Source organism: Streptomyces sp. NPDC045701, assembly GCF_056432045.1.
Map to the genome: position 1 here is coordinate 52,707 of NZ_JBWKJV010000032.1, position 11,754 is coordinate 64,460.

The window sequence follows — 11,754 nt, forward strand, 5'->3', positions numbered from 1 at the left end:
CTTCGCGCGGGGACCCCGTCGTCACTTCTCCTCGAAGTCGTGCGCCGCGATCCGCAGCGGCCGCAGCATCGCGAAGATCTCGGCGCACTCCTCCGCGTCGTACGCGCCCAGACCGAAGTCCATCGCCATGAGGTCCGCTGTCGCCGCCTCGACGACCTCGCGGCCCTTGTCGGTGATGGAGGCGAGGGTGCCGCGCCCGTCGTTGGGATTGGGGCGCTTGGCCACCAGGCCGGACCGCACCAGCCGGTCGACCGTGTTGGTCACCGAGGTGGGGTGGACCATCAGCCGCTCGCCGATCTTGGACATCGGCAGCTCGCCCTCCTTGGAGAAGGTGAGCAGCACCAGCGCCTCGTACCGGGCGAAGGTCAGCCCGTAGGGCTTGACCACCGCGTCCACCTCCGCGAGCAGGATCTGGTGCGCGCGCATGATCGAGGTGATGGCGGCCATGGAGGGGACGGGCCCCCAGCGGCGCTGCCAGAGCTCGTCGGCGCGGGCGATGGGGTCGAACGGGAGACTGAGCGGCTTCGGCACGCCGACGACCTTACCGACTGGTCACATGCCGAGCAGCCCCGTCTCGGGGTTCGGTCCCCCGCCGTCGCCCCGAGGTGTCGCAGCCGGGCGCTTCATGTCGCTTATGTCACGATTGCCGCGTCTGTTCGTCCGTAGCTCGCAGCCATACGAGGGGGCTGGATGTCCGGCCGGCACCACAGATCGTTCCGCGTACGCACCCGCCTTCTCCTGTCCGCCGCGCTCTGCGCCGGGGCCCTGGCCGGCGCCGGCTGCCTGCCCGGCGGCAAGGGCGCCGCCACGGGCGAGGGGCCTCCCGCCCAGGAGCCCGTCGGCCGCAGCGCGCCCGCCGACACCTCGCCGTTCTGGGTCGACCCCGACAGCGCCGCCGCCCGCCAGGTCGAGGTGTACCGCACGCAGGGCCGCACCGAGGAGGCCACGCTGCTGCGGCGGATCTCGGAACGCCCGGCCGCCCTGTGGCCCCTCTGGAACGACCCCGTCGCCGACATCGGGCGGGCCGTGCGCGGTGCCGCGGCGAAGAAGCAGACGGCCGTCCTCGTGGCGTACAACATCCCGCACCGCGACTGCGGCATGTACTCCAAGGGCGGCGCCGCGAACGCGGAGGCCTACCGGGAGTGGATCGGCTCCTTCGCCCGGGCCGTGGGCAGCGCGCCCGCGATCGTCGTCCTGGAGCCGGACGCCGTGCCGCACGTCGTGGACGGCTGCACCCCGGCCCAGTACCACGAGGAGCGCTACCAGCTGCTCGCCGAGGCGGTGGACCGGCTCAAGCGGCAGCCGCGCACCAAGGTGTACCTGGACGCGGGCAACCCGGCCTGGATCAAGGACCCGGGCAAGCTGGTGGAACCGCTGCGGCGCGCCGGTGTCACGAAGGCGGACGGCTTCTCGCTCAACGTGTCGAACTTCCAGACCACGCCGGTGGTCACCGCCTTCGGCACGGAGCTGTCCGCGCTGCTGGGCGGCGCCCACTTCGTCGTCGACACCAGCCGCAACGGCGCCGGACCGCTCCCCGGCGACGGCGAGGACGCCTGGTGCAACCCGCCCGGCCGGGCGCTGGGCACCCCGCCGACCGAGAGCACCGGTGACGCCCGGGCCGACGCCTACCTGTGGATCAAGCGCCCCGGCGAGTCGGACGGCACCTGCCGGGGCGGCCCGGCCGCCGGGACCTGGTGGCCGGAGTACGCCCTGGGCCTCGCCCGCCGGGCCAAGGGGTGACCCGGGTCAGTCGACCCGCACCCACTTGGCCACCGACGGCCGGCCGTCCTTGTCCACCACGAAGAGCATGTACCAGCCGGGCGGCACCAGGCTCCGGTCCAGCGGCGCCTCGACCGTCACCGCGTCCTCGCCCTTGATCAGGCGCAGCTCGATGGAGCGCTGCTCCACGTCGGTCGTGTGCGTCACCGCGCTGGGCCGCATCAGCCGCGCCTTGGTGATGCGGGTGGCGTCCTTGGTGCGGAAGGTCGCCCGGCCGTTCTGGTCGAGCTCCTCGGGGCCCTCGCCCAGCACCGGCCGGGCCTCGGCGCCGCCACCGTGCAGGTACGGCGGGGTGAACACCTCCACGCGCTGCTCGAAGGTCCCCAGCTTGGTGTTGTCCTTGTCGTCGAACAGCGGGTCCGAACCGAAGGTCGCCACCCGCCCGTCCGGCAGCAGCAGCGCCTCGGAGTGGTAGTTGCGGCCCACGGTCGGTTCGGCGGCCTCCCGGAAGGAGTCGGACCTCGGCTCGTAGAACTGCGCCTTGAGGATGTCGCTGCCGCTGCGGCCCCGGTACTGCTCGGACCCGCCGGTGGTGAAGACGGTGTCGTCGGGGAGGAGCACGCTGCTGAGGTAGCGGGTGCCCCGGGGCAGCGAGGCGCCCGTACGGAAGGCGGGGCGCGGGGCCTTCAGGTCGATGAGCGCGGTCCGGGCGGTGGACAGCTCCGACTCGCCGACGCCGCCGCCGCCGAGCACCATCAGCTTCTGGTCCTGGGCGGGCGGCAGCAGCAGGGAGGCGGAGGTCTCCAGCTGGTCGGGGTCGGTGATGCCCCTGATCTCCTGGAAGGTGTTCTTCTTCAGGTCCCACAGGCCCGGTACGCGCCCCTTCTCGGCGGGCCCGTAGCCGGCGTTGGAGCCGGTGTAGAAGAGCTTGCCGCCCTGGGTGAGGAAGAGCGCGGGATAGGTGGGGAAATAGCGGAAGGGGCCCTTGCCCCACTTCTTCGTCCGCGGGTCGTAGATCTCGTTGTCGCCGGGGACGACGTCGCCGACGTCGTTGAGACCGGAGACGGCGAGCACCCGGCCGTCCTGGAGGGTCACCAGGGTGGGGTACCAGCGGGCGTCCTTCATGGGGGCGACGGGGACGTACCTCTCGGCCCTGGGATCGAACTCGTACGCCGCCTTGATCCCCTGGAAGTCCTGCTTCTCGGTGGTGAGCCTCTGGGCGATGCCGTAGACGTTGTCCGCGTCCTTGCCCTTGAGGCCGAGGACCTTGTACTGCGCGGCCTCCGTGGTCAGGGCCTTGGGGCCCTCCTTCCTGGCCTCGACGAAGACCCGCGCCTCGGCGGCGACGACCTTGGTCTCCCAGGGCTTCATCTGGCCGCTCTTGAAGTACGAGATCTTGAAGTCGCGCTTGGCCTTGGGGACCGTCACGTCGAACTTGGAGACGTACTCGACGCCCGACGGGGAGCGGAAGACGGTGCCCTTCTTGAGGGTGACGGCCTTGTCGGGGCTCTCGTTCTTGACGCGCATGCCGCCGCCGGCGCGCTTCACCTCGCCGTCGAGGACCTCGTAGCGGGCGGTGCCGCCCGCCACCAGGAGCCGTCCGTCGGGCAGCTGGCTGTGACCCGCGCAGAAGAAGTCCTCCGGGGTGGGGATCTTCTTGAAGGTGTTCCTGACCGGGTCCCACAGGATGGTGTCGAAGGTGCCCGCGTCGAACTTCTTCTGGTTGTTTCCGGAGCCCGCGATCAGCAGCACCTTGCCGGTGCGCAGGAGGGCCGCGTGGATGGCGTTGAGCCGGAACTCGCCGGGGACGTCGAGTTGCTGCCAGGAGCCGTACCTGGCCTTGTAGCCAGGCTGGGCGATCTTGTACGCGTGGTACTTCGCCTCGGCGAAGGACACCGCGGCCGGCGCGTTCAGCCCCGCGAGCACGACCACCGCGCCGCCGCCCAGCAGCGTCTTCTTGAGCTTCTTCGACGGCCGGTAGGCCATGGTTCAGTTCCCTCCTGCCGTCGAGGCGAACGCGGGCTCCGGCTCGTCGCCGGTCTTCGGGGCGACCTTCGTGGTGGCCGCCACCACGGTCGACGCCGCCTCCCGGGCCCGCAGACGGGCGCGCGAGCGGCGCTCCTGGAACAGGCCCCAGCCCCACACGCCGACCGGGGCGAGCGCGATGCCCAGGGCGAGCACCGCCCAGGTGCGCATGGCCGCGTGGGTGTGGCCGAGGACGGTAGAGGCGACGAGCGAGACGGCGAGCACGGCGGCCCAGTACAGGTGGACGCGGAAGGTGGTCAGGCGGTCGGGGCTCGCTTCGCCGCCCTTGGGGGTGACGACGAAGCGGCCCTGCGTGCGCAGCAGGGCCGAGGACAGCGACTTGAGGTAGATGGGCGCGCAGAGCGCTGACATCGCCATGCCTGCCAGGCCGCCGGAGCCCTCCGGTTCGTGGGGCGAGACGTTGTGGCGGCGGTTCCACAGGTACAGGCCGATCTGGAGCGCGGCGGCGTCGCTGTAGAGCATCAGCCACACGGAGGTCGACACCTGGGTGCCGGAGGCGCCGAACCACAGGAACAGGACGCAGGAGAGGATGCCGAGGAACCAGTTGACGGCGGTCATCGGGTAGTAGACGAGCATCAGGGTGTAGTTGAGCAGCCGGCCGGGTGGCATCCGGAAGAACCCCTTCCCGTACTGCTGGAGGAGGGTCTCGTACGTACCGCGCGACCAGCGCAGCTGCTGGGTGAAGAAGTCCGTCCAGGAGGCCGGTCCCTCGCCGACGGCGAGGACGTCGGGTGTGTAGACGGAGCGCCAGAGGTGGCCGGTGCGCGGGTTCACGGTGCGGTGCAGCTCGAAGCCGGTGGCCATGTCCTCGGTGATCGAGTCGTACAGGCCGCCGATCTGCTTGACGGCACCGACGCGTACGACGTTGTTGGTGCCCACGAACATGGGGGCGCGGTAGTGGTTCCCGGCGCGCTGGATGAGGGCGTGGAAGAGGAACTGCTGGGACTCGGCGGCCTTGGTGACGGGCGAGGTGTAGTTGCCGTACACCTGGGGGCCGACGACGAAGGCGACGTCGGGGTCGCGGAAGTAGCCGAGGGTCCGCTCCAGGAAGTTGGGCAGCGGCACGTGGTCGGTGTCGACGGAGGCGAAGAAGTCGTAGTCGTCGCCGTGCATCGCGATCCAGGCGTTGTAGTTGCCGTGCTTGGTTTTGGCCTTGTGGACGCCCCTGGGGCGGTTCCACGCGGCCACACCGGCCCGGGTGAAGTGGCGTACGCCGAGCTCCCGGCACAGGGCCTTGGCCTGTTCGTCGTCGCCCTCGTCGAGCAGCCACACGTCCAGCCGTCCGTCGTGGGTGACGCGGACGGCGCTCTCCAGGGTGTCGCGGACCATGGACAGGGGTTCCTTGCCCGGTACGTAGGTGGTGAGGAACGCGACGCGGGTGCCCTTCCGGGGGACGACGGGCACCGGGTCGCGGGCGACCATCGTGGCGTGGGCGATGGAGGCGACGTTGATCAGCATGAACAGGCAGATGAGCCCGATCGACACGAGCATCACGGCGTCGAACCTGATGAGCCACCGCTCGCCGCCCTCGCGGTCGGTCCAGTGGGTGGGCCATACGAGGTAGACCAGCAGGACCGCCGAGAGCAGCGGGGCGAGGGTCATCAGCAGGATGGCGCGTATTCGGTGCGGTTCCCCGGAGAGCAGGCTGCGGTACTGCACCTGGTACGCCGTCCCGTCCGGTTCCGTGAGGGGACCGGCGAGACGGCTGTAGGTGTCGTAGTCGTAGCCTTCCGGCCGCACGGTTCCTCCAGCTGTCGAGCGGGTCGCCATACCCCCACGTAAAGGGAGATGGGGCGACGTGTCGACCGGAGGCGTCCGAGCGGGCGTTTCTGGGCGGGCACCGGTGTGGCGCGGTGGCGGGCGCGGGGCGCGGCCGGGCCCGGGCGCCGGCGGACCGAGCGGCCACAGGGAAAACCCCCGGCCGCGCGGACCGGGGGCCGTCTCCGCGCCGTCAGGCGGAGAGGTGGCGCTCCACCGTCTCGACCTTGGCGGTCAGGCCGTCCGTGACGCCCGGCCGGATGTCGGCCTTCAGGACCAGCGAGACGCGCGGGGCGCGGGCCTCCACGGCGGCGACGGCTCGCTTGACGACGTCCATGACCTCGTCCCACTCGCCCTCGACGGAGGTGAACATCGCGTCGGTACGGTTCGGCAGTCCCGACTCGCGGACCACCCGCACCGCGTCGGCGACGTACTCGCCGACCTCCTCGCCGACGCCGAGGGGGGTGACGGAGAAAGCGACGATCATGCGTTCACCGTGCCCTCGCGGCGGGCGCGGGAGGCGATGACGGCGTCGTCGGCGGCGCGCTTCAGCTTGCGGTCGGCGTAGAAGCCGCCGAACGGCAGCACGGACAGGACGAAGTAGAGCGCGGCGGTCTTCAGGTCCCACTTCGTGCGGTTCCAGGCGTCCGCCCACAGCAGCACGTACAGGACGAAGAGCACGCCGTGGATCGCGCCCATGACCGGGACCGCGTTGAACTCCGTGGTGCGCTTCAGCACCGAGCAGACGAGCAGCAGGATGAACGACACGGCCTCCGGGGCGGAGACCAGTCGGAGGCGGTGGAGGGAAGCGGCGGTCTTGATGTCCACGGGGCAGCACCTTCGGCGTCGGTCGGGTCGACTGTCACCCGCGCACCGATCTTGTGAATGGACGCACAAGCGACCCGTTCATTGTGACAGGCGGCCCCGCGTGCCCGTTGACAGGGTCGGGATCCTCCTCAGGGTGCTGTCCGCGCCTTCGGCCACCGGGTTACCGTCATGACGTGGCAACGTTCCGACTCCAAGGCAGCAAAGTGCTCGCCGTCGACATGACCGGTGACGCCGTCAAGGCGAAGAACGGCTCGATGATCGCGTACGACGGCCGGATGGCCTTCAAGAAGATGTCCGGCGGGGGCGAGGGGATACGCGGGATGGTCACCCGCCGCCTCACCGGCGAGCAGATGGAGATGATGGAGGTGAAGGGGCAGGGCACCTGCTACTTCGCCGACCGCGCCTCCGAGATCAACCTGGTCTCCCTGCACGGCGACAAGCTCTACGTCGAGTCCAGCAACCTGCTCTGCGCCGACGCGGGCCTGCGCACCGGCACCAGCTTCACCGGACTGCGCGGCGGGGCGACCGGCACCGGCCTGTTCACCACCACCGTCGAGGGCACCGGGCAGGCCGCGATCATGTCGGACGGCCCGGCCGTGGTGCTGCGCGTCACGCCGCAGTACCCGCTGTCGGTCGACCCCGGCGCGTACATCGCCCATCAGGGCGACCTCCAGCAGGACTTCCAGTCCGGTGTGACCTTCCGCACACTGATCGGCGAGGGTGGCGGGGAGGCGTTCCAGATCCGGTTCGAGGGCGACGGCCTCGTGTACGTACAGCCCAGCGAGCGCAACACGGTCGGAGGGGACGTCTGATGCCGTTCCGCGAGGTGAACTCCAAGATGGTCGAGGCGACCCTCTCCCCGGGACAGAAGGTGTTCAGCCAGCGTGGCGCGATGCTGGCGTACCGCGGTGACGTCACTTTCACGCCGAACATGGCGGGTGGCCAGGGCGGCGTGATGTCGATGATCGGACGGCGAGTCGCCGACGAGGCGACCCCGCTGATGACCGTCGAGGGCAGCGGCACCGTGCTGTTCGGGCACGGCGGACACCACATCCAGGTCGTCGAACTGACCGGCGACACCCTGTACGTCGAGGCCGACCGCCTGCTCGCCTTCGACGGCACCCTCCAGCAGGGCACGATGTTCATGGGTTCCCAGGGCGGCGTCATGGGCATGGTGCGCGGTCAGGTGACCGGGCAGGGCCTGTTCACCACGACACTCAAGGGCCACGGCGCGGTCGCCGTGATGGCCCACGGCGGCGTGATCGAGCTGCCCGTCACCCCCGGCCGCCCCGTGCACGTCGACCCGCAGGCGTACGTGGCCCACCACGGCGACGTGCGCAACAAACTCTCCACCGCGCTCGGCTGGCGCGACATGGTGGGGCGCGGTTCCGGCGAGGCGTTCCAGCTGGAGCTCAGCGGAAGCGGTGCGGTGTACGTCCAGGCGTCGGAGGAGAAGCTGTGAGCACGCCCGTCATTCACGACCCCTCGACCCTGCCGAGCGACGACAACGTCAACGCGTACACCTTCTGCGTGGAGCTGAAGGGCTCCCAGTGGTTCCTCCAGAAGGGCAAGATGATCGCCTACTACGGGCGCATCGACTTCAACGGCATCGGTCACGGCCGCCTGGACCGGCTGGTGCGGTCGAGCTTCCACTCCCCGCTCCACGCGAGCGACTGGGTGGTGGCGGAGGGCAGCGGCAAGATGCTGCTCGCGGACCGCGCCTTCGACGTCAATTCGTACGACCTGGACGACGGCAACCTCACCATCCGCGCCGGCAACCTCCTCGCGTACCAGCCGTCGCTGGCCCTGAAGCAGTCCATCGTGCCGGGGTTCCTCACCCTCATCGGCACTGGCACGTTCGTCGCCGCCTCCAACGGCCCGGTGGTCTTCATGGAGCCGCCCCTGCGGGTCGATCCGCAGGCCCTGGTGGGCTGGGCGGACTGCCCCTCGCCCTGCCACCACTACGACCACGGCTACCTGACGGGCGTGATGGGCGGCCTGCGGGCGCTGACGGGGCTCGGCGGGGCGTCGGGCGAGGAGCACCAGTTCGAGTTCGCGGGCGCGGGCACGGTGCTGCTCCAGTCCACGGAGGTGCTGATGGCGGACCCGGGGAGGGGCGCGGTGCCGCACGAGCCGGGCGTTCCCGGGGCGGGATCAGGCCACGGTCAACAGGGATCCGCACCGCGCCTTCCCGGACAGCTGGGGGACCTCCAGCGTCGCTTCGGGCTGTGAGCGGTAGTCTGCGGAGTGTGACGCCCTCGAACGTCTGCGCCCTTGACCCGGGACGGACGCGAGGACGGGGGGCCGGAGTGCCCGGCGTCACCGACCGAAAATCGTCCAGAATTCAACTTCTTAGGTAGAATCCATATATGGAGACCGAGACGGCCACCAACTGGCTGACCGATGCCGAGCAGTGCGCCTGGCGCACCTATCTGGACGTCAACAGGCTGCTGACGTACCAGCTGGAGAAGGACCTCCAGCCATTCGGCCTGACCAACAACGACTACGAGATCCTGGTCAACCTGTCGGAGGCGCCCGACCGCCGCCTCCGCATGAGCGACCTGGCCGCCGCGACGCTCCAGTCGAAGAGCCGGCTCTCCCACCAGATCACCCGCATGGAGAACGCGGGCCTGGTCCGCCGGGAGAACTGCGAGTCCGACCGGCGAGGACTGTACGCGGTACTGACCGAGCAGGGCATGGAAACCATGCAGAAGGTGGCCCCGCACCACGTCGACTCCGTGCGTAAGCACTTCATCGACCTGCTGAGCCCCGACGCCCTGGACGGCCTGCGCCAGTCCCTCAAACCCATCGCCGAACAGCTCCGGGGCCTGCGCGGCAAACCGTAACGGGACGCGGCTCACCCGGCCGCCGGAAGCCGCAGTTCGAACCGCGCGCCGCCCGACCCCCCACGCCCCACCCGGAGCGTGCCGCCATGACGCACCGCCACGTCACGGGCGATGGCCAGCCCCAGCCCCGCGCCCCCCTCGTCGCGGCTGCGCGCGTCGTCGAGGCGGACGAACCGCTCGAAGACGCGCTCCCGCTCGGGCTCCGGCACGCCGGCCCCGTCGTCCTCGACGGTCAGCACGGCGTGCCGGCCCTCGCGGCGCACCGTCACGGCCACCGCCGTCTCCGCGTGCCGCTGGGCGTTGTCCAGCAGGTTGCCCAGCAGGCGCGCCAGATGCCCGCGCGACCCGTCCACCTCGGCCTCCACCGCCTCGACGCGCACCGGCACCCGATCGCCCGCCCGCCGGCCCACCTCCTCGCGCGCCAGCGCGGCCAGGTCCACCCGCCCGGATCCGGGCCGCTCCCCCGCGTCCAGGCGGGCCAGCAGCAGCAGGTCGGCCGCGAGCTGCTGAAGCCGTACGGTGTCGGCGACCGCCCCCGGGACGTCCAGCAGCTCCGGGTGCGCCGCGCCGACCTCCAGCTGGGTCCGCAGGCTCGCGATGGGGCTGCGCAGCTCGTGCGACGCGTCCGCGACGAACCGCCGCTGCCGCTCCACGCTCGCCTCCAGCGCCGCCAGCGTCTCGTTCGTCGTCCGCGCCAGCCTCGCCACCTCGTCGCGCGTCGCCGGCTCCGGAACGCGCCGCGACAGGTCCTCCGACGCCGTGATCGCCGCCATCTCCCGCCGGATGCCCTCGACCGGCCGCAGCGCCCTGCGGGTCACCAGCCATGTCACGCCGCCCACGACGAGCAGCAGCAGCGGCAGCGCGGCCAGCATCGCGCCCCGCACCCCCGCGACCGTCGCCTCCTCGGTGGCGAGCGGCGCCCCGGCGTACACGGTCACCCCGGACACCTCGACGGCGGCGAAGCGGTACGTCGCCGTCTCGCCGTCGACGGTGACCTCCCCCGTCGAGTGGTCCACCTCCTCCGACACCTCGCCGCCCCCGGCGCCGCCCGCGACGGCCTTCGTCCCGGGGCTGCCCGTCCCCGCGATCCGCTGGACGTCCTCCCCGACCGCGACCACCCGCCCCTGCCCGTCGACCACCTGCACCGGGTGCTCCTCGGTGTCGTCGGGCAGGTCGAGCTCGGCGAACGGCGTGCCGTTGGCGATCTGCGAGGCCACCGAACGCGCCGCCACCTCCGCCTGGAGCCCCGCCTGGTCCACCAGGTTGCCCCGCAGCACCCCCAGCAGCGCCACCCCCGCCACCACCAGGGCGAGGGCGACCACGAGCGTGGCCCCCAGCGCGGTGCGCGCGCGTACGGAACTCACCGCCGCTCCAGCCGGTACCCGGCGCCGCGCACCGTCGTGATGACCTCCGGCCCCAGCTTCCGCCGCAACGCGCTCACGTACACCTCGACGATGTTCGGATCGCCCTCGTAGGCGAAGTCCCACACATGCTCCAGGACCTCCGTCTTCGACACGACCTCCCCCGCCCGGGTGGCGAGCGCCTCCAGCACGGCGAACTCCTTGGTGGTGAGGGCCACCTCCTGCTCCCCCATCCGGACCCGCCGCCCCGCGGTGTCCACGGTGAGCGCCCCCACCCGGAGCACCGGCGACGGAGAGCCCCCGCTGCGCCGCAGCAGCGCCTTGACCCGCGCCACCAGCACCACGTACGAGAACGGCTTGGTCAGGTAGTCGTCGGCGCCCGTGTCGAGGCCCTCCGCCTCGTCGTACTCGCCGTCCTTCGCGGTGAGCATCAGGATCGGTACGTCGTGCCCGGCGGCCCGCAGCGCGCCGCACACCCGGTAGCCGTTCATCCCCGGCAGCATGATGTCGAGCACGACCAGGTCGTACGAACCCTCGCCCGCCCGGTGGAGCCCCTCCAGCCCGTCGTGGACGACGTCCACGGCGAACCCCTCGGCCCGCAGCCCGGCCGCCAGCGACAGGGCCAGCCGCTTCTCGTCCTCCACGATCAACAGGCGCATGCGTTCAGGGTCCCAAACGGAAGCTGAAGAACCCTTCAGCCGCCTTCAGCGTGGGTTCAGCGAGCCGGCGGCACGGTGGGTGGCGTACCGACCGGACAAACCTCATCGGAGGCCCTCCCATGAAGCGCAACCTCATCATCGCCACGGTCACCGCGGCGGCCCTGCTCACGGGCGGCACGGCGGCCGCGTTCGCCACCGCGTCGGGCCCGGAGGCCGAGCCCCCCGTGAAGGCGCCGAAGGTCACGGCCGAGCAGGCCCTGAAGGCGGTCGCCGCCCACGGCACGGTCGTGTCCCTGGACCTCGACGACGAGGACGACGCCGAGGCCGCGAAGCGGACCTGGGACGTCGAGCTGCTGACGAAGGACGGCAGGACCCAGGACTGGACGGTCGACGCGACGACGGCGAAGGCCACGCGGGACACGACGGAGGCGGCCGGCTCCGACGACTGACAGTGAGGATGTGACGTGGTGACGCTGCGGGTGGGTCTGACCCTCCGACTGACTGACGTCTCGACTGTCCTGTTTGGGATTTGTCGGC

At 71.2% G+C, this 11,754-nt stretch carries 13 protein-coding genes; 6 read left to right on the forward strand and 7 right to left on the reverse strand.

The features are described 5' to 3' along the window. Nucleotides 1-21: 21 nt before the first annotated feature. Nucleotides 22-531, reverse strand: a complete 510-nt coding sequence (locus AC07DW_RS26130) for a MarR family winged helix-turn-helix transcriptional regulator (RefSeq protein ID WP_189551834.1) — start codon at nt 529-531, stop codon at nt 22-24. 159 nt (nt 532-690) lie between these two features. On the opposite strand from AC07DW_RS26130, the gene AC07DW_RS26135 reads away from it, so the two are divergent. Then, on the forward strand, nt 691-1,740 hold the full coding sequence (locus AC07DW_RS26135; RefSeq protein WP_478860130.1) for a glycoside hydrolase family 6 protein: 1,050 nt from the start codon (nt 691-693) through the stop codon (nt 1,738-1,740). Nucleotides 1,741-1,746: 6 nt separating this feature from the next. Here the strand turns inward: AC07DW_RS26135 and glxA are convergent, their stop codons facing one another. The 4 genes from glxA to AC07DW_RS26155 all read right to left on the reverse strand — a co-directional run bounded on the left by glxA (nt 1,747) and on the right by AC07DW_RS26155 (nt 6,351). Then, on the reverse strand, nt 1,747-3,705 hold the full coding sequence (gene glxA, locus AC07DW_RS26140) for a radical copper oxidase GlxA (RefSeq protein ID WP_478860131.1): 1,959 nt from the start codon (nt 3,703-3,705) through the stop codon (nt 1,747-1,749). A gap of 3 nt (nt 3,706-3,708) precedes the next feature. Then, nucleotides 3,709-5,505, reverse strand: a complete 1,797-nt coding sequence (locus tag AC07DW_RS26145) for a glycosyltransferase family 2 protein (RefSeq protein WP_478860132.1) — start codon at nt 5,503-5,505, stop codon at nt 3,709-3,711. A 211-nt stretch (nt 5,506-5,716) separates the two neighbouring features. Next, on the reverse strand, nt 5,717-6,010 hold the full coding sequence (locus AC07DW_RS26150) for an MTH1187 family thiamine-binding protein (protein ID WP_478860133.1): 294 nt from the start codon (nt 6,008-6,010) through the stop codon (nt 5,717-5,719). Then, nucleotides 6,007-6,351, reverse strand: a complete 345-nt coding sequence (locus AC07DW_RS26155) for a DUF3817 domain-containing protein (RefSeq protein WP_478860134.1) — start codon at nt 6,349-6,351, stop codon at nt 6,007-6,009. The genes AC07DW_RS26150 and AC07DW_RS26155 overlap by 4 nt, the downstream gene beginning before the upstream one ends. 173 nt (nt 6,352-6,524) lie before the next feature. Here AC07DW_RS26155 and AC07DW_RS26160 point away from each other — a divergent pair, with 173 nt between their 5' ends. The 4 genes from AC07DW_RS26160 (at nt 6,525) to AC07DW_RS26175 (ending at nt 9,197) form a co-directional block, all read left to right on the forward strand. Further along, nucleotides 6,525-7,163 (forward strand): AIM24 family protein, encoded by a 639-nt coding sequence (locus AC07DW_RS26160; protein WP_478860135.1) that lies wholly within the window; start codon nt 6,525-6,527, stop codon nt 7,161-7,163. Further along, nucleotides 7,163-7,813 carry an AIM24 family protein gene (locus AC07DW_RS26165; RefSeq protein ID WP_478860136.1) on the forward strand — a complete coding sequence of 217 codons (651 nt, stop codon included), beginning with the start codon at nt 7,163-7,165 and terminating at the stop codon, nt 7,811-7,813. The genes AC07DW_RS26160 and AC07DW_RS26165 overlap by 1 nt, the downstream gene beginning before the upstream one ends. Further along, on the forward strand, nt 7,810-8,583 hold the full coding sequence (locus tag AC07DW_RS26170) for an AIM24 family protein (RefSeq protein WP_478860137.1): 774 nt from the start codon (nt 7,810-7,812) through the stop codon (nt 8,581-8,583). The genes AC07DW_RS26165 and AC07DW_RS26170 overlap by 4 nt, the downstream gene beginning before the upstream one ends. Nucleotides 8,584-8,720: 137 nt before the next feature. Then, a complete protein-coding gene (locus AC07DW_RS26175) occupies nt 8,721-9,197 on the forward strand; it encodes a MarR family winged helix-turn-helix transcriptional regulator (protein ID WP_478860138.1) in 477 nt (158 codons plus the stop codon). Between the two features lie 11 nt (nt 9,198-9,208). Here AC07DW_RS26175 and AC07DW_RS26180 read toward each other — a convergent pair whose 3' ends face one another. Both AC07DW_RS26180 and AC07DW_RS26185 read right to left on the reverse strand, forming a co-directional pair. Next, nucleotides 9,209-10,561 (reverse strand): sensor histidine kinase, encoded by a 1,353-nt coding sequence (locus AC07DW_RS26180; RefSeq protein ID WP_478860139.1) that lies wholly within the window; start codon nt 10,559-10,561, stop codon nt 9,209-9,211. Next, complete coding sequence (locus tag AC07DW_RS26185; protein ID WP_478860140.1) at nt 10,558-11,217, reverse strand: response regulator transcription factor; 660 nt, start codon at nt 11,215-11,217, stop codon at nt 10,558-10,560. Before AC07DW_RS26185 ends, AC07DW_RS26180 begins: the two co-directional genes overlap by 4 nt. A 119-nt stretch (nt 11,218-11,336) precedes the next feature. Between AC07DW_RS26185 and AC07DW_RS26190 the strand changes: the two genes are divergently transcribed. Next, nucleotides 11,337-11,666 carry a PepSY domain-containing protein gene (locus tag AC07DW_RS26190; protein ID WP_478860141.1) on the forward strand — a complete coding sequence of 110 codons (330 nt, stop codon included), beginning with the start codon at nt 11,337-11,339 and terminating at the stop codon, nt 11,664-11,666. Nucleotides 11,667-11,754: the final 88 nt, after the last annotated feature.